This is a genomic window from Streptomyces sp. NBC_01288, from assembly GCF_035982055.1.
Taxonomy (GTDB): Bacteria; Actinomycetota; Actinomycetes; order Streptomycetales; family Streptomycetaceae; genus Streptomyces.
The window spans coordinates 6,744,032-6,761,547 of the sequence record NZ_CP108427.1; the positions used below are offsets into that span (position 1 = coordinate 6,744,032).

Consider the following 17,516-nt stretch of genomic DNA (forward strand, 5'->3'; position numbering starts at 1 on the left):
GCGGTCACCGCTGCTCGCTGTCGTCGGGCCATACGCCGATGTGGTCCGCCTCCAGTTCCAGGGCCACCCGGTCCCGCATGTCCAGCGACTCCGTGTATTCGGCGGGGAGTTGGAGCCGCCCCGCCCGGTCCAGCATCGCGTACTCCCTCGCTACGACCGTCTCGTGGCCCGTCGTCGCGTCGACCTCGCTGCGCCGCAGGACCTCGGTTGAGGTGCGGCCGTCGCGGATGGCGACCGTGCGGCGGACCTCGGTGGCCACCGCCTGGTCGTGGGTGACGATCACGATGGTGGTGCCCAACCGCTCGTTCGCGGTGCGGAACGCGGCGAAGACCTGTTCGGCGGTGTGGGAGTCGAGTTCGCCGGTGGGTTCGTCGGCGAGCAGCACGGCCGGGGCGTTGGCGAGGGCCACCCCGATCGCCACCCGCTGCTGCTGACCGCCCGACATCTCCCGCGGCCGCCGGTCACGGCAGTCGGCGACATCCAGCAACTCCAGGAGTTCCAGGGCGCGTTCGGCCTTCGCCCGGCGCCCGGAGCGGATGCCGGACAACTGCATGGGCAGGGCGATGTTCTGAGCCGCCGTCAGGTAGGGGAGCAGGTTGCGGGAGGTCTGCTGCCAGACGAACCCGACGACCTCGCGACGGTAGGCGAGCCGGTCCTTGGCGGTCATCGTGAGCAGATCCCGGCCGGCGACCCGGGCCGCACCGGCGGTGGGCGTGTCCAGCCCGGCCAGGATGTTCATGAGCGTCGACTTGCCGCTGCCCGAGGCCCCCACCAGGGCCATCAACTCGCCCTCCCTGACCAGGAGATCGAGCCCCTGGAGCGCCTGCACCTCGACTCCGTCCGTGGTGAAGATGCGGACCAGCCGGTCGCAGGTGATCAGCGCGTCATGGCCGTAGGCGGGCCGGTTGCGGCTCTCGGCCGCGCGGGTGGCCAGGTCGGCGAGGGTGGGGTTCGTGGTCATCGACGCTCTCCTCGGTCACAGCCGGCGGCTCGGCGAAAGCCTTCTTCACGAACACCTTGTCCATGAATGTCTTGTCCATGAACGTCTTCTCTACGGCTCACCGCGCGTCCCCCGCCCTCAACTCCCGTACCGATCCCCGCCGTCCGGACCACCACGCCTGCACCCCCGCGACCCCCACCGCCACCAGCAGCACCCCGATCGCCGGGACGGCCAGTGACACCGGATCGATTCTCAACCTGGCCTCCCCGACCGGGTTCTGGGCCGACGCGAGAGCCACCGACGTCAGGTCCATGCCGGGGGCGAGCAGACGGATCGTCGCCCAGCCGGTGAGCGTGCCGCCCGCCGCCGCCAACAGGGCCTGGGGCAGCGACTCCAGGACGAGCAGGCGGCGGCCCTGTGCTCGGGTGAGGCCCATCGTGCGGAGGCGGGCCAGGAGCGCGGCGCGTTCCGGCGCGGCGCGCAGCAGGGAGAGCAGCAGGGCCAGTACGGCGTACCCGGCGCCCGCCGCGACCGCCGCCGTGTAGATGTGCTCGGCGCCGGACTGGAGGGGCGAGTCGACGTACCGGGCGCGTTCCTCGGCCCGTACCGTCACACCGGCCGAGGCCCCGGCCGCCTTGCGCAGCGCGGCCCCGCTCACCCGGTCGCCGGTCACCAGCAGCGAACTCGGGCGGGCCGCCGTACCGGACAACCCGGTGCGGTCCACGACCAGGAAGTCGGCGCCGGACACGGCCGGGGTCATGTCCCGGACGAGCACGATCCGCACGGTGACCGCGCTGGTGTCCGGCAGCCGTACGAGGAAGGGGCGGGTGCCGTACGCCCTCGCCACGGAGGGGGAGGCGAGGGCCGGGAGGACGGTGCCCGAGCCCGAGGGGCGCTTCAACTGGCCCTCGGGGAAAGCTCCCAGGCCTGTGTGCCCCGCCAACTCCGCGTAGGCATCGGGGTTCACGCCCACCAGCGGGACCGCCTCCAGCCCGTCCAGCGGTTTCGCCTCGTCGGTGATGCTCACCTCGGCGAGTCCGTGCACCTCCGGCAATCGGCGTACCTCGCGGGGGAGTTGGCTCGGCAGGGGAGCGGTCGCGTCGAGGCGGGCGTCCGCGCCGACGGCGAGGAGTGCCGCGTGGTCGCGGGCGTCGCTCACGCCCGCGAGGACCGAACCGCCGAACGCGGCCGTGGTGAGCGCGGTGAGAAGGGCCAGCAGGGGCAGGACCGCGGAGACGGACGTACGGCCCGCCCGGGCCAGCGACAGATGGCCCACCGCGCCCCGCAGCCGGCTCGCCGGACGGGCCAGCCGGCGCAGCAGGAACGGATACACGCGCACCAGCACCAGCGCCGCGATCACGCCCACCAACACCGGTGCCAGCGACACCAGTTGGTCCCCCGCCGAGCCGGACGTGCCGCGTCTGCGCAGGGCCTCCACCGCGCCGGACGCCACCACCAGCAGGGTGAGTTCGGCGACCGTGCGGCGCCGGGACGGACGTACGGTCGTCACGTCCTCGCGGGGACCGTGGACGCTGACGGCCCGGTGGGTGAGCGCGGCGCGCACGGGGAGGGCGGCGGACGCGGTGAGGGTGACCGCGAGGGCGGCCGCGACGGCGTAGCGGCGGCGGCCCTCCGGGACGGTCAGCAGCGCGGCCGTCAGGCCAACTGCCCCTGCCGGTACGGCGATCACGGCCGTCTCGGCGAGCAGGCGGCCGGTGAGGCCGCGCAGGGAGGCGCCGCGGGCGCGGAGCAGGGCGAGTTCGGTGCGGCGGCGGTCCGCGGTGAGGCCGCCCGCCATGAGCAGCACGACGACGGCGACCGTGCCGGTACCGAAGGCCGCGACGGCGGTCAACGGGCGGATGCCGGACCGGAGTTGGCCGAAGGTGGCGAACACGTCGTCGAGGCCGGTGCTCAGGTCGGTGTCGGGGTCGGTGTAGGTGCGGGCCCGTTGGAGGCCCGGGCCCGATTCGAGTGCGGCGACGGCGGCCTTCAGGTTGTCCAGGTCGTGGGCGTGCAGGGCCGTCAGGTCGGGGGCCAGCTGCCAGTACGCGACCGGCTTCGCCGCTGTGCCGAGGAGGGCGGGGGCCGCGTCCTGGGCCAACAGCAGGGCGCCGAGCCAGTACTTCGGCTGGTCCGGCGTCGGCAGGACGACCAGGGTCGGGGTGCGCAGCACGGGCTGGGTCGACCAGTAGGCGCCGGCGGGGTCGCGCGGGGTGAGGATGCCGGTGACGCGGACGGCGAGCGGGGCGCGTCCCTCGCCGGGTACGTGGATGACCGAACCCACCTTGATGTGCAGGCTCTTGGCGGTCGCGACGGTGACCGCGGCCTCGATCTCCGGGGTCTGCGCGGTGACTTGGCCGGAGGCGCGCGGGAACCGGCCCTCCCGTACCGTCGCGTGTCCGGCGAGGTCGCTCTGGGCGGCGGGGTAGACGTGTGCGGGCAGCCCGTTCGGGCGCGGTATCCAGCTGTCCGGCACGGCAAGGTCCTCGGCGGGACGCACACCGTACGCGGACTGGTCGGGGTCGATGACGAGCGGGCGGTCGACCGCGGTACGGACCTTGTCGTACTGCCTGCGGAGCTCGGCGGGGCGCAGGTCCGCCTCACGCTGTTGCTGCGGGAGCACGAAGTCGGGCTGTGGGCCGGAGAGTTGGACGGAGGTCCGGTCGGGGCCCGCCTCCCGCGCGGTGTGCCGCAGCCCGGCGTCCTCGTACCGGTCGAGGGCCCGCGGGAACGCGGCGGCCAGACACGCGGTCACCACGACGAGCAGCGCCAGCGCCCAGGCGGCACCGGGGGCGGAGCGCAGCCGGGTACGGACCCACGGGGCGGTCACGGCGACACCGGAACCCTCGGCACCTCCGGGGCCCTCAACGCCCCCGGTATTCCCGGTACTTGTGGATCTCCCAGTCCCCATCTCACTCACCCCCCTGCTCCCGGAGCGAAGTCGCCGGATCGGCCCGGTGCAGCGCCAGCGTCACCGTCACGATCAGCGGGGTCACCGCCACCGCTACCAGCAGCAACGCCACGTGGGTGACGGGCAGTTCGACCAGGACGCGCGGTACCGGGCGGGTCGCGCGGGCCGTCAGGACGATCAGGGGGATCACCGCGCGGGTCAGTACGGTGCCCAGGGCCGTGCCCACCACGAGGGCCAGCGCGACCAGGACGCCCTGTTCGGCGGCGATCATGCGGGCCAGCTGGCGGCGCGGGGCGCCCAGCGCGCGCAGCACGGCGAACTCCGCGCCGCGCTCCCGCAGCGACCCCGCCGTGCTCACCGCGAACCCCACCGCCGCGAGGGCCGCCGCCACCAGCGCCGCCGCGGCGAACGCGGCCTCGGGTCCCGCGCCGAACGGGTCGTCGCGCAGTTCCTGGGCGATCTCCTCCCGCACCACGACCTCCGTGGGATCGACATCGGGCAACGCGCGCACCGCCGCGGCCACCGTCGCCGCGTCGCCCGGCGCCGTCCGCAGCCACCACTCGGTGGGCGTGACGCTCGCGCCGTAGCGCGCCCCCAACACCCGGTTCACGGACCGGAGATCGACCAGCAGCGCACCCCCGTCCTGCGCGGCCGAATCCCCGGAGTCACCCGTCGTCGGCAGTCCCCGCACCGCCGCCACGATCCGCACCGGCAGGTCCTCCCCGCCGAGCGTCACCTGTACCCGCTGCCCGGTGTGCGCGCCCGCCGAGGCGAGGAAGCGGTCGGTGGCGACGGCGGTGATCTCGGCAGCCGCGGGCTGTACGACCCGCAGCTGCACCGTGACGGAGGCGCTCGTCCAGAAGTCCTTGTCCGGGATGTATCCCGTGTCGTAGTCGACGGTCAGCGGGTTCGCCGAACTCGCCCTGGGAGCGCGCGGGTTGGCATTGCCGTACGACGCGCTGACGGAGGACCTCCCCGTCCAGGCGGCGGGCAGCGTCAGCCGCCGTGCCTTTCCCTCCGTGTCCGTGGCGCTCAACTCGCTGACTGTGAGCCGGTGTTGTGCCGCGTGGTCGCCGGGCTGGGGCAGGTCCAGTTGCAGCCCGGTGAAGGTCAGCGGGCCGAGTGCCGGGGACAGGTCGAGTGTCAGGTCGTACGACCGTCCGTCCGTGGGGAGTTGGCCGAGCGGCTCCTGGTACGGCGTGCCGTAGCGGTCCTCGACCGTGGCCGTGACGTCGACCGTCGTCCGCGGGCCCGTGGCGCGGATGCCCGCTCGCATCGTCAACCGGGCCGTCCCCGCCGGGATGTGAGTCCCGACCGTGGTCCCCTTCGGGGCGAGGCCGGCCAGCAGCTGTCCGCCGGAGTGCCCCGATGTCAAGTCCTGGCGGATCAGTACGGCGTCCGACGCGCGGGCCGTGTCCAGAGCGAGCACGGTCGCCGTGCGGTCGCCCGAGAGGGACAGGGAGGTGCGGACGGCGGGGGCCGCCTCCCGTACGCGGGGAAGGTCCGCGTAGGTCTCCGTGCGGCCCAACCCGCCGTCACCGGCGGCCAGTACGCGGACCGGCACCCCGGCCTGGAAGTCGGCCTGGTCGCCCTGCGAGCGGTTCCACGAGGCGCTCTGCCCGATGGCGAGCATGCCCAGCGCCAGGGCGAGCACCAGCAGCAGCACCGGCCCGGCACCGCGCATCGGACGGCGGCTGAACTGCCAGCCCGCCAGCGCCACCGGCAGCCCCCGCCCGGCGGCGGCCCGGCGCTCGGCCAGCCGTGCCACCGGCGGCAGCAGCCGTAGCGTCAGGACCGTGCCCGCGAGGAGGGCGAGGGCGGGGGCCGCGACGAGCAGCGGATCGATGCCCAGCGTCCCGGAGTTGTCGGTGCTGACGGCGCCCGAGGTCTGCCGGTTCAGCTGCCAGTAGGCGACCCCGGCCACGACCAGCAGCCCGATGTCCGCACCCGCGCGCAGCGGAGCGGGGACCGCGCGGGCCCGGCCGCCCTCGAAGGACGACGTGAGCGCGGGGAGCGTCACCGCCAGCGCGCAGCCGAGGGCGACGGCCGCCGCGACCAGCCACACCCCCGCCCGGCCGCCCGCCGGGGTGTCCAGGTGCAGGCCGATCCGCGCCAACGCGCCGTGCCCGGCGAGGAGTTCGGTGAGCGGACCCGCCAGCAAGGGCGCAACTGCCGTAGCCGGTACGGCGAGCAGCAGCGCCTCCACCGCCGACAGACCGGCGATCCGCGCCCGGGAACCACCACGCGCCCGCAACAACCGGCTCTCGCCCGCCCGTTCGGCGCTCAGCAGCCGGGCCACCAGCAGCAGGGCGTACCCCGCGAGCAGCGCGAGCTGGAGCGCGACGATCAGCAGCGTGGAGCGGGAGACGAGCAACGAGCGGTCGATCCGGTCGAGTACGTCCGGCAGCGAGGTCGTCGCCGTCGTGACTCCCTTCACCGCACCGGACTTTCGCAGCGCGGTGCTGCCCGCCCCCGCGCTCTCGCGCAGGGTGCCGATCCGCCCGGTCGTCAGCGTGGAGAAGTCGGCCGACGCCAGCCACGCGGACTGCCCGGCGCTCAACCCGGCGAGGCTCGCGGGATCGGTGAGCAGCGGGCCGTAGGTCGTGAAACCGGCCGTGCTGAGGCCACGGCCGCGCAGGTCGTCGAGGAGCCAGTAGGCGGCGCTCGCGACGGCGGGCCGGTAGACACCGGTGACGAGGATGTGCGCCTTGGGCCCGCTGAGCCGGTTGTCGAGGGTGAGCCGTGTGCCGGCCCGCACCCCGAGCCCCTCGGCCGCGGTGCGGGGCAGCGCGACCTCGATGTCCCCCGAGCCCGTCGCGCGCGGGAAGCGGCCCGAGACCAGCCGCACCTGCGACCGGTCCAGGGCCCCGAAGTAGGTGAGATCCGGATCGCCGGACCGCTCGGCCCGCGGCTGGAGCGAGCGCGGCAGGGCGTACGGCCCCGAGCGCGTCAACGTCCGTACGGTCACGGGCAGTTCGTCGAAGGTCCGCCCCGCCGCCTTCCGTACGGCGGTGTCGGCGGCCGCGCGCTCGGCGGGCGGGACGTCGGCCTTGACGAGCAGGGCGGTGTCGGGGGCGTTGCGGGCGTCGTTCAGGGAGTGCTGGAGCGCCGCGTCGCCGATCGCGCCCGAGTAGGCGGTGAGAGTCGTCAGGACGGCCGTGGTCAGCAGCACGGTGAGCAGGGCAGCGGCGAGCAGCAGGCGGTGTGCCCGCGCGCGTACCAGGACGAACCCCACCCGGCCCCCCGCCGTCGTCCGGATCTTCCCCGGCGATGCTGCCAGAGAGGACCGGCGGCGAGTAACCATTTGCGACCACTGCTTGACCGGATCGTGACCGGAATCCGATGCCGTACGACCGGAATCCGACGTTCAGTGAACGGCGGTCAGCCCGCCGTGTTCACCATCGAAGCCGCCGCGTACGTCAGGTAGTTCCACAGCGTGTGCTCGTGCTCCTCGGACAGACCGAGTTCGTCGACGGCGACCCGCATGTGCTTCAGCCAGGCGTCGTGCGCGGCCTGGTCCACCTGGAACGGGGCGTGCCGCATCCGCAGACGCGGGTGGCCGCGGTTGTCGCTGTACGTCGTCGGGCCGCCCCAGTACTGCATCAGGAAGAGGGCGAAGCGCTCCTCGGCCGGACCCAGGTCCTCCTCCGGGTACATCGCCCTCAGCAGCGGGTCCTCGGCGACGCCCTCGTAGAAACGGTGGACGAGCCGACGGAAGGTCTTCTCCCCGCCGACCTGCTCGTAGAAGGTCTGCTCCTGAAGCGTGCCGCGCCGAATCTCGTTCACACTCCCCATGGTCTCAGACGGGGCGGCGGAGGACTTCGGACTTAGGACCGCTCGCCTCCCGGCCGCTACGGCAGGACAGTGGACGTATGAGCGCGCACGCTCTCGACGCGGACCATGAGGACGGCCGGCACCTGGACGCCGTCGCCGTCTCCGCGCGGGCGGAACTGGTGCGGGCGATCGACCTGAGCGGCGCCTGGGACGCGGACCCCGGCTGGCGGGCGGTGTTCTCCGCCGTACCGCGGCACCTGTTCGTGCCGTACTACTACGTGGCGGTCGCCGACGGGAACGAGCGGCTGTGGCGGGACAGCCCCGACCCGCGCACCCGCGAGCGCTGGCTGCGCGGGGTCTACGCCGACGTACCGCTCGCCACACGGCTACGGGACGGGGAACTGGTGTCGTCCAGCAGCCAGCCGTCCCTGATGGCACGGATGCTGGCCGAGCTGCGGGTGTCCGACGGCGACCGGGTGCTGGAGATCGGCGCGGGGACGGGCTACAACGCGGCGCTGCTCGCGGAGCGGCTCGGCGACGACCTGGTGACGACCGTGGACCTGGAACCGGAGATCACCGACTCCGCCCGCACCCACCTCGCCGACGCCGGCCACCGCCCGACCGTCGTCACCGGCGACGGCACCCGCGGAGTCCCCGAACACGGCCCCTACGACCGCATCATCGCGACCTGCGCCCTGACCTCGATCCCGCGAGCCTGGCCGGCCCAGTGCACCCCCGGCGCCCGCATCCTGGCCCCGCTCGCCACCGGCCTGATCGCCCTCACGGTCCGGGACGCGACCCACGCCGAGGGCACCTTCCTGAACACGGCCGCGTACTTCGTCCCCCTGCGCGGCACCGGCCCCGCCGTACAGGGCGAGATCCCGCACCGCCCCGGCGACCACGAACTCCTCCGCTTCCTGCTGACCCTCACCCACGGCGCGCTGGATCCGCGGGAGGCCCGAGAGCTGTGGGAGCACGAGGGGAGACCAGGCCGAGAGCGCTACGGCATCACGCTCGCCGGGGAGCAGGCGTGGGCATGGCTGGACGCTCCGGAAGGCCCGCACACATGGCAGCTCCCCTAGCTGAACGCCCCTGCTTAAGGGGCGCGGGGAACTGCGCGACCAGCCACGACGGCGCGACAGACGACAAACGACGCTACGGGGCCTTTGATTAACCCCGCCGCACCGTGATCGTCGTCCAAGCCCCCACGTGAACCCGATCTCCGTCCTGCAACGGCACCGGCACAAACGGCTGAATAGGCTCCTCGCCGCCATTCACCGTCGTACCGTTCGTCGAGTTCTGGTCGACAACCGCCCAACTGCCATCCGGCTGCTGCACCAGCACCGCATGCTGATGCGAAACCCCCGGATCCTCAGGCGGCACCGACAGATCGATGTCGGGAGACTCACCGGTGGAGTGCCGCCGACGCCCGATGGTGATCTGGTTCCCGGTCAACTGCCGTTGCTGCTCAGGCGAGTACGCGGGCAGATTGAGCCCCGCGGCCTCCGGCCCCGAACGCTGCATCATCGCCATGAAGTACTCACGGTCCGGCCCGATCGTCGCCATCCACGTCGTCGGCTGCTGCTGGTACGCGGGACGCGGCGGGGCCTGGTTCGAACCGGGCTGTGGATAGCCGTAGCCGCCACCGCCCTGACCGGGACCGCCGGGACCACCCGGAGAGCCCGGGGTCGGCGGGGAGATCACCCAGTCGTCGTCACCGCCGCCGAAGGGCGAGCCGCCCTGCTGCGGACGGTTCGTCTCCTGCGGGAACCCGGGCGGGGCCGGCGGCGCGGACTGCTGGAACGCCTGCGGGGCGCCGCTCGTCCCACCGGGACCCGCGGGCGGGGTCGGTCCGGGCGGCGGCGGGATCGGCCGCGAGGGGTCGGGGCCGCCGAAGTTCGGGGGACCCTGCGGGTTCGAGGGCTCGTTGCCGAACGGTCCGGGCGGACCCTGCCGCTCGCCGCCGAAGGTACCGGGGCGGCCACCGCCGAAGTCGCCCTGACGGGGACGCTCGTTGCCGAACTGGCCGCCGGGACCCGGGGATTGCTCATTGCCGAAGGAGCCGGGCCGACCGGACGCCTCGTTGCCGAAGGGCGGGGGCGGGCCGGAGGGTTCGTTCCCGAACGGCCGCGGCGGACCGGACGGGTCGTTGTTCCCGAAGGGCGCGGGACCGCCACCCGGGCGCTCATTGCCGAAGCCCTGCGAGGTGCCGGGGCCGCCGGGCCCACCTTGCCGCTCGCCGCCGAAGCCCTGCGAGCCGGGTCCACCCGGACCGCCGGGCCCACCCTGCCGGTCGTTGCCGAACCCTTGCGAGCCGGGGCCACCGGGGCCGCCCTGCCGCTCGCCACCGAAGCCTTGCGAACCCTGGCCACCGGGACCACCAGGTCCACCTTGGCCACCGGGACCGCCGCCCGGACGCTCACCGCCGAAGCCCTGCGACCCGGGGCCGCCAGGACCGCCGCCGGGTCCACCCTGCCGCTCATTGCCGAAGCCCTGCGCGCCCTGACCACCGGGGCCACCAGGCCCACCAGGTCCGCCCTGACCACCGGGTCCGCCTTGGCGTTCGCCGCCGAACCCCTGCGGGCCGGGACCGCCCTGCCGTTCGCCACCGAAGACACCGGGACCGTTCGGCCCACCGGGACCGCCAGGCGCCCCAGGTCGCCCCGTAGGTTCGTTGCCGAACGGGGGTATGGGCTCCGCGGGCCGGTTCATCTGTGACGGCCGCGACCCCTGGTACTCGTAGGGGTCACCGCCGTACGTCGGAGCGGGACCGGGACCAGGCGGCGGAGGCTGCTGCTGGAAGCGGGACGCCGGGCTCGGGCCGGGGCCGGGGCCGGGCGTCGTGGGGCGCGGCGCGGCCGGGGTGTACGACGTCGCCGTGTTCGTGAGGAAGTTCCACCGGCACTCCTCGCAGAACGGCGCACCGCCCTCGCGGGGCGTGCGGCACTGCGGGCAGAGTTCCGCCTCGGCGGACGGGCCGCGGCCGGGTGCGGGCGGCGGGAAGCCGTAGCCGCCGCCGGGGGGCGGGGGAGGGGGCGGGGGCACGGCACCGGCCATGCGGTGACCGCAGACCTCGCACCAGTCGTCGGAACCCGACTGGTGTCCGTTCGGGCAGGTCGGCATGTCGGCGCGTCCCCCTTTCGCACAGGGTCGTTCTGGGTCTCACGGAGTCGTGCTGGCTAAGTCACTTCTTTACACGAACAGTCTTTGTGGACCGTGTTTCGAGAGTCATCTCGTCGGCCTCCGCGACCTTCGCCTTCAGTCGCACAGTACCCGCCGCGGCATCGACCACGTCCACCACCTTCGCAAGCAGTTTCGCAGTATCCGCGTTTCCGGAGACGCTGGCGAGCTGAACGGCCCGTCCCAGTTTGGCCGTTGCTCCATCGACATCGCCCGATTTGCGGAGATCGAGCCCTTGTTGGATGACTTGCGCCAGTTCGGCCTGGCCGGTGTAGTGCGCGACCTGCGGGTTGATGGACGTGGAGGCCACCATGTCGTCGGTCCACAGGGCCTTCACCAGGCCCTGGGCGCCCAGGGCCTGGGTGCTTCCGTCGGGCTGCGGGACGACCAGTGAGACCCGGGCGGCCAGCATCTCCTGGCCGATGCCGGCCTCGGGGACCTCGACGCACACGTGGTAGTCACGGGACTCGTCTCCCCAGGACCCGGTGGGATAGTCCCCTGCGCGGGGGCCCGCCTCGGTGCGCCGGTCGGTCAACTCCTCGACCCTGGGCGCGACTTGCTTGACGAACTTGATGGCCGTGCCCACCGGCGTCCACAGCCGCAGCGCGACGTCCGCGACCTCCTTGCCCATCGCCGTCTCCATCATCTTCGTGAAGTCGGCGGCGAGGTTGGCCGGGTCGGCGACGATGTCGGCGGTGCCGAGCAGCGCGGAGGCGATCCCTGTGACTTCTTTCACTTCCCAGTCGGTGCCGACGCCCCGCGCGTCACAGGTGAAACGTCCGGCGCAGGAGCCGAGGGCCGCCTTCAGGTCCTCCGGCGCTTCGTGCTCGTTGCGGCCGTCGGTCAGCACGATGCCGTGACGTATGGAGACGTCCGCCGAGGACAGCAGCCGGTCGGCGAGGCGCAGCCAGGTGCCGATCGCCGTACCGCCGCCCGCGCTCAGCTTGCGCAGCGCCTGCTTGGCCTGGTCGCGGGTCCGGGCGTCGGCCACCGCGAGCGCGCCGCCGCCCGGATAGACCTCCTTGGCGACATGCGTGCCGGCGATCACGGCGAAGTGCACCCCGTCACGCAGGGTGTCGATCGCGGCGGCCGTGGCGTCCCGGGCGTTGCGCATCTTGGTCGGCGGGTAGTCCATCGACCCCGAACAGTCGACCATGATCGCCACGGCCGCGTCCGGGCCCTGCCCGGCCGAGTACAGGTGGGGCGCCGCGACCGGGCTCCCGATGGTGCCGCCGCCGGTCGAGGTGACCGTGACGATCGCGTTGACCTCGCGGCCGCCCTCCGGCAGGTACTCGTTCTGGTACACGTCGACCGAGAACTGTGGCACGTTCGACTTCGAGAAATTGGCCATGCCTACTCTGATCCCCCTCAAGTACCCCACCTGAATGGGGCGATGACTATGTGCGGACCGGTCCCCACCGGTCCGAGACCGTCGTTTCTTCGCGATCCCGCGGTTTTACGGCCTTCAGCCGATTACTGCCCCTTGCGGCGGCGCCGGGAACGGCACGACGGCCACTGTTACGTTGTCGTGGCCACCGCCGTCCAGCGCGTGGCCGACCAGGACCTGGGCGCTGTGCAGCGGACGGACCGCCGCGTCGACGGGGACGATCTCGGCCATCTCCTCGGCGGACTCCGCGTAGTTCCACAGTCCGTCCGTGCAGACCAGCACCACACCCGGCCGGTCGGGCTTGAACGAGGCGGTGTGCGGCTCCAGTTCGTACGCGTCAGCGCCGAGCCAGCCGGTGATCGCGTGGGCGCGCTCGTCGGCGTAGGCCTCCGCCTCGCTCATCAGGCCCGCGGCGACCATCTGCGCCGCCCACGAGTCGTCCTCGGTGAGCCGGGCCGGCGGTGAACTGCGGTCCACCGGGATCCAGTAGGCGCGGCTGTCGCCGACCCAGCCGACGACGAGGAGGGTCGGGGTGACGATGGAGGCGACCAGCGTGCAGGCCGGCGCGTTCTGGTGCGGGGCGTGCTCGCGGGCCGTGGCGGGCTCCTGGGCAAGGGAGTTGACCGCGTGCGAGGCCGTGATGATCGCCTCGTGCATCGCCGCCTGCGGATGCGTCCCCTGCGGCAGCGCGGCCAGCAACGCCTCACCGGCCTCCCGCGAAGCGGCCAGCGAGGCCGCGTCGGGCCGCGTCGCCGACGACACCCCGTCACACACGACCGCGACCAGCGCGGGCGTCCCGTCGGGCAGCGCACACTGTCCTACGGCGAAGGCGTCCTCGTTGCGGTGGTGCCGCAGCCCGCGGTCGCTGACCGCCGCGAGTGGCCCCAACTCCTGTTCCATGTGGTCGCGTTCGCGGGGCTGGGCGTGCCCGCAGTTCTCGCAGTAGCCGTCCGGGTCCACCCGGCCCGAGCGGCAGGCCACGCACACCTTGACGCCCTCGCCGGCGGTCGGCGGATCGGCGGCGACCCGTGGGTCCGGCGCCTGTAGCGGGTACTCGTCGGGCTCCGGCGGCCGGTCGAACCGTACGCCCGTGGCCGGGGAGACCGGTGAACCGGTGGGCGGCGGCGGGGCGTTGGAGGGCAGGGGGGTGCCGCCCGAGTCCGTGCCGGCCAGATCGGTGGGCAGATGGACCGTCGGCGGGGTCTCGGCGCTCTCCGGCTGGGGTACCACGGGCCAGTCCACGTCCGCGGCCTCCTCGGGCGGGGGCGGCACCGCGCCGTTCATGGTGAGCGTCGGGTGGTCGTCCGGCGGCGCGGGCACGGCGGACAGGTCGTATCCACACGCGCCGCAGAAGCGGTCACCGGACTCCAGGGGCTCTTCGCAGCTCGGGCAGGCGGAGAGCTGGGGCATCTGCGACATCAACTACACCCACGTCCGGGGGCGGTAACGGTTGGCTCGTTCCACCAGGTCGATCCTCTCCTCGCCGTCCCGTGCCAGCCGGGCCAGCGTGCGGTACGAACGCTCCAGTCCGAAGCGGAGTCCCCGCTCGTCCAGTTCGCTGCCGAGCAGCTCCCGCCGCGTGAGCGGTACGGAACCCTGGCCTCCGGAGAGTATCCAGTCGAGGGCGCGCCCGAGGACCTCGGCCGACAACCGCTCGCGCCGGACCGCGTCCAGACCGTATCCCTCCAGCGCTTCCACCTGTCCGGCGGCCGCGGTCAGATCGTCCAGGAACGGCGTGTCGTCCGCCGTCGCGGCCCGCTCCCGAAGCCGCGCCCGTACGGCGGCCACCCGCGCGGCCGTGTAGTGGATCGACGCCTCGGGCACCGACTCCAGCGTCCGTACGGCGCCCGGCCGGTCGCCGGTCGCGAACTGGACGCGGGCCAGGCCGAAGGCCGCGCTCACATAGCTCGGGTCGGTCGACCACACCAGCCGGTAGTACTCGGCCGCGTTGTCCAACTGCCCCAGCACCTCGGCGCACAGGCCCAGCGCCAGCTTCGGCGAGGGCTCGCCCGGGAAGGCGTCGTAGATCGCGTCGAAGGACAGCGCGGCCGCTTCGAAGTCACGGGTCGCCAGCGCGGCCACGCCGGTGTACCAGACCACCCGCCAGTCGTCGGGCCGCTCGTCCTCCAGCTTCGCCAGGGCGTCCAGCGCGGTGTACGAGTCGCCGTTCTCCAGCCAGGCCCGGATCTGCCGCAGCCGGGTCTCCACGGACGGCGACGGCGCCGACGCGAGCGCGCCGAGCAGTTCGGTCGCCGCGGTCGCCATCAGGCCCGCCAGGAAACCCGCGTTGGGGTCGGTCGGGTCGACGTGCGGAACGGGCAGCGCGAGGGCCACGGCCGGGGAGTCGACCTGCTTGACGATGCTCGGCGCGCTGCCGTTGAGCCCGGTCGACACCGCGCCGCCATGGGGTCGTTCGGCAAGTGCCGTGCCGGAGCGGGCCGTTGGGATCCGCTTGGGCGGCTGCGCCGCTCTCGCCCCCAGCGGGGACACGTCCCCGTCCAGCGTCGGGAACAACTCCGTGTCCGTGACCTTGAGTTCGGGCCCGAACAGGGTGGACAGGGACGGGCGGGCCCGCCCGGTCTGGAGTGAGACGACCTCGCGGAGCACGCCCGTCAGCTGCTCGGCCATCTCCTGCGCGGAGGCGAAGCGGCGGGCCGGGTCGGGGTCGGTGGCGCGGACCAGGAGCCGGTAGAACGACTCGTAGCGGCGGAAGACCTCGATGTTGTCCGGGTCGGGCAGGGAGTCCACGAAGACGTTCGTGTAGCCCTGGAAGTCGAAGGTCATCACCGCGAGGGTGCGGGCGACCGTGTACAGGTCGCTCGCCACCGACGGGCCGACCTCCGCGACCTCCGGCGCCTGATAGCCCACCGTGCCGTAGATGGCCGACTCGTCGTCGTCCATCCTGCGCACCGCGCCCATGTCGATCAGCTTGAGCTGGTCCTCGGTCTGGATCGCGTTGTCGACCTTGAAGTCGCAGTACAGCAGGTTGCGGCTGTGCAGGTGGCCGAGCGCCTCCAGGGCCTCGATGCCGTACGCGCAGGCCTGCTCCACCGGCAGCGGATCGCGCTTCCCGCCTTCCGTACGGCGGTCGTTGGCGATCTCCTTGAGGGACTTGCCGCCGACGTACTCCATGACGATGTACCCGTCCAGCGAACCCGTCCGCTGGTCGAGGTGCTCCACGAAGTTGTAGATCCGCACGATGTTGGCGTGCTCGATCTCGGCGAGGAAGCGCCGCTCGGAGATCGCGGCCTCCATCGCGTCCTGGTCGCCGGTGTCGAGGAGGCCCTTGAGGACCACCCAGCGGTCGGAGACCGCACGGTCCACGGCGAGATAGACCCAGCCGAGGCCGCCGTGCGCCAGACAGCCCACGGTCTCGTACTGACCGTGCACGATGTCGCCGGCTTCCAGCTTGGGCGTGAACGAGTACGGGTTGCCGCACTTGGTGCAGAACCCCTCCGTGCGCCCCGGGCTGTCGCCGCGGGAACGCCCCACCGGCGCACCGCAGTCCGAGCGCGAGCAGAACCGCTTGCGCTCGGGCACCTCCGGGTTCTCCAGCACCATCTCGCGCGGGTCGGGCCGCGGCACCCCCGGCACCTGCACCAGACCGACGCCGAGCCGGCCGCGGCTGGAGGTCCCGGACGAGGAGCCGGAGCTGCGCACCGACACCGAACGGCCGGTGGAGCGGCCCGACTCCGAGCGCGAGAGCCGCCCCGACACCGAGCGCCGGGACTTCGAAGACTGCGACGAGGTACGCGAACTGCGGCTGCTGGTACGGGAACTGCCGCTCCCCGTGCCCCGCGAGCCCTTGCCACTGGTCATCCCGGTGGGCGGTGAGCTGATCGCGCCCTTCGCCGACACCACCGGCGCCAGACCGCACGTGTCGCAGTACAGCTCGCCGCCGCCGACGTCCTCGTACGAGCCCTCGCACCCCGGTCGTTGACACTTCTGCTGTGTCTCGCTCATGACCGACCCCGCTTCTCCCTCGTCACTCACGAGCCCGGCCCCCTCTGGTCCTCGGGACCGCCCTGCGGCTGTGTCCGCGGAGCGTTGAACTGCTCGGCCGCCGCGTGCTGGTAGCGCAGCACCGCCTGTTCGGCGACGCGCAGGTCGCAGGGCGCGCTCCACAGCATGCGGCGGGCCGCGTCGTACCGCTCGATCAGCAGCGGGTCCTCCGCCAGGCCGTGCCGGGCGACCTTCGCCTTGTACGCGTCGAGCCGGCCGCGCAGCTCCGCGCGGACCGCCAGCGGCTGCGTGACCGCGGTCAACGACTCGCGGGCGCGCAGCAGTTCGTCCTCCGCCTTCCGCTCCAGGGACTCCAGGAGCGGGGACAGGCGGTGCCACTGGGCGTGTCTGCGGTACTCGGCGGCCGTCGACAGCTGCTCCTGCAACACGGTCGGCGGTCCGCCGACGACCGGCACCTCCGTGGCGGCGATCTTCGCGAGGACCTCACCGCGCGCGGTGCGTGCCTCGGCGAGCGTGCGGTCCGCGCGGGAGAGCACGTCCCGCAGCTTCACCAGCCGCGCCTCCGCGTCCTGCCGGACGGTCAGCACGGCGTCGATCTCGCGGCGCACGTCCTCCAGGGCGCGCGCCTCCCGGTCGTAGACCGTGGTGTCCGGGCGGCCGCCGCCGGGGGCCGAACTGCCCTGCGCCCGCACCCAGTAGGACAGCGGGTCGGAGATGACCCGCTCGCGCAGGTCGGTCAGGACGCGTGTGATGCGCTCCAGGTCGTCGCCCGCCGGGTGTTCGCCCGGGCGGACGCCGACGGAGTGGGCGAGCTGGCGGGTGCGCTGCAACTCCGCGGCCAGTAAATCGATCCGGGCGGGCAGCGCCGACCACACCGCGTCCGAGGTGACGACCATGTCCAGCGAGTTCGCGTACAGGTCGTTCATCTCGTCGACGAGCGAGTTCAGCGAGAACTGGTGGCTCAGCTTGCTCGAACCGCCGGTCAGCGTCGGCATGTTGGCCGTCGCCGTGGTCGAACCGGCGACCGTGACGGACTCGCCGCGCAGCAACTCGGTCAGCTCGACCAGGTCCTCACGGCTGGACCAGCGGCGCCGGGAGCGGATGCTCTGGGCGGCGTGGAACGCGTCCGTGTAGGCGTCGAAGTACGCCCACAGCAGCGTGATCGACGCGTCGGTGGACGCCCAGCGCTCCTTGGTCGTGCCGGTCAGCTCGGCGCCTTCGAGGAGTCTGCGGCCCGCGTGGTCCTGGAGGGCGAGGAGCGAGGTCTCGATGGCCTCGTGCTCCGCGCCGAGCCGCGCCAGCGCACGGTCCACCTCGTCCCGGTCCATTACCGGCCCGGGGGGTCCCGTGACGCCCATCGA

Annotated in this window: 10 protein-coding genes; 1 reads left to right on the forward strand and 9 read right to left on the reverse strand. The window is 73.2% G+C overall.

Annotated features, from left to right (window positions below):
- Window positions 1-4: 4 nt before the first annotated feature.
- The 4 genes from OG194_RS30580 to OG194_RS30595 form a co-directional block, all read right to left on the reverse strand.
- Window positions 5-961, reverse strand: coding sequence for an ABC transporter ATP-binding protein (locus OG194_RS30580; RefSeq protein WP_327404004.1), 957 nt, complete (start codon window positions 959-961; stop codon window positions 5-7).
- A 97-nt stretch (window positions 962-1,058) separates the two neighbouring features.
- Window positions 1,059-3,770 (reverse strand): ABC transporter permease, encoded by a 2,712-nt coding sequence (locus tag OG194_RS30585; protein WP_327404005.1) that lies wholly within the window; start codon window positions 3,768-3,770, stop codon window positions 1,059-1,061.
- Window positions 3,771-3,852: 82 nt separating this feature from the next.
- Complete coding sequence (locus OG194_RS30590; protein ID WP_327404006.1) at window positions 3,853-7,155, reverse strand: ABC transporter permease; 3,303 nt, start codon at window positions 7,153-7,155, stop codon at window positions 3,853-3,855.
- A 77-nt stretch (window positions 7,156-7,232) separates the two neighbouring features.
- Window positions 7,233-7,646, reverse strand: coding sequence for a globin (locus OG194_RS30595; RefSeq protein WP_327404007.1), 414 nt, complete (start codon window positions 7,644-7,646; stop codon window positions 7,233-7,235).
- A 77-nt stretch (window positions 7,647-7,723) separates the two neighbouring features.
- Between OG194_RS30595 and OG194_RS30600 the strand changes: the two genes are divergently transcribed.
- Window positions 7,724-8,707 carry a methyltransferase domain-containing protein gene (locus OG194_RS30600; protein ID WP_327404008.1) on the forward strand — a complete coding sequence of 328 codons (984 nt, stop codon included), beginning with the start codon at window positions 7,724-7,726 and terminating at the stop codon, window positions 8,705-8,707.
- Window positions 8,708-8,795: 88 nt separating this feature from the next.
- Here the strand turns inward: OG194_RS30600 and OG194_RS30605 are convergent, their stop codons facing one another.
- From OG194_RS30605 to OG194_RS30625, 5 genes are all read right to left on the reverse strand, one after another.
- Window positions 8,796-10,748: an FHA domain-containing protein gene (locus OG194_RS30605; protein ID WP_327404009.1), complete on the reverse strand. Its 1,953-nt coding sequence runs from the start codon at window positions 10,746-10,748 to the stop codon at window positions 8,796-8,798.
- A gap of 61 nt (window positions 10,749-10,809) precedes the next feature.
- Entirely contained in the window at window positions 10,810-12,156 is a 1,347-nt protein-coding gene (locus OG194_RS30610; RefSeq protein WP_327404010.1) for a vWA domain-containing protein, read from the reverse strand.
- A 114-nt stretch (window positions 12,157-12,270) separates the two neighbouring features.
- Window positions 12,271-13,614, reverse strand: coding sequence for a PP2C family serine/threonine-protein phosphatase (locus tag OG194_RS30615; protein WP_327404011.1), 1,344 nt, complete (start codon window positions 13,612-13,614; stop codon window positions 12,271-12,273).
- Window positions 13,615-16,155 (reverse strand): serine/threonine-protein kinase, encoded by a 2,541-nt coding sequence (locus OG194_RS30620; protein ID WP_327404012.1) that lies wholly within the window; start codon window positions 16,153-16,155, stop codon window positions 13,615-13,617.
- A gap of 26 nt (window positions 16,156-16,181) precedes the next feature.
- On the reverse strand, window positions 16,182-17,513 hold the full coding sequence (locus OG194_RS30625) for a hypothetical protein (protein WP_327404013.1): 1,332 nt from the start codon (window positions 17,511-17,513) through the stop codon (window positions 16,182-16,184).
- Window positions 17,514-17,516: the final 3 nt, after the last annotated feature.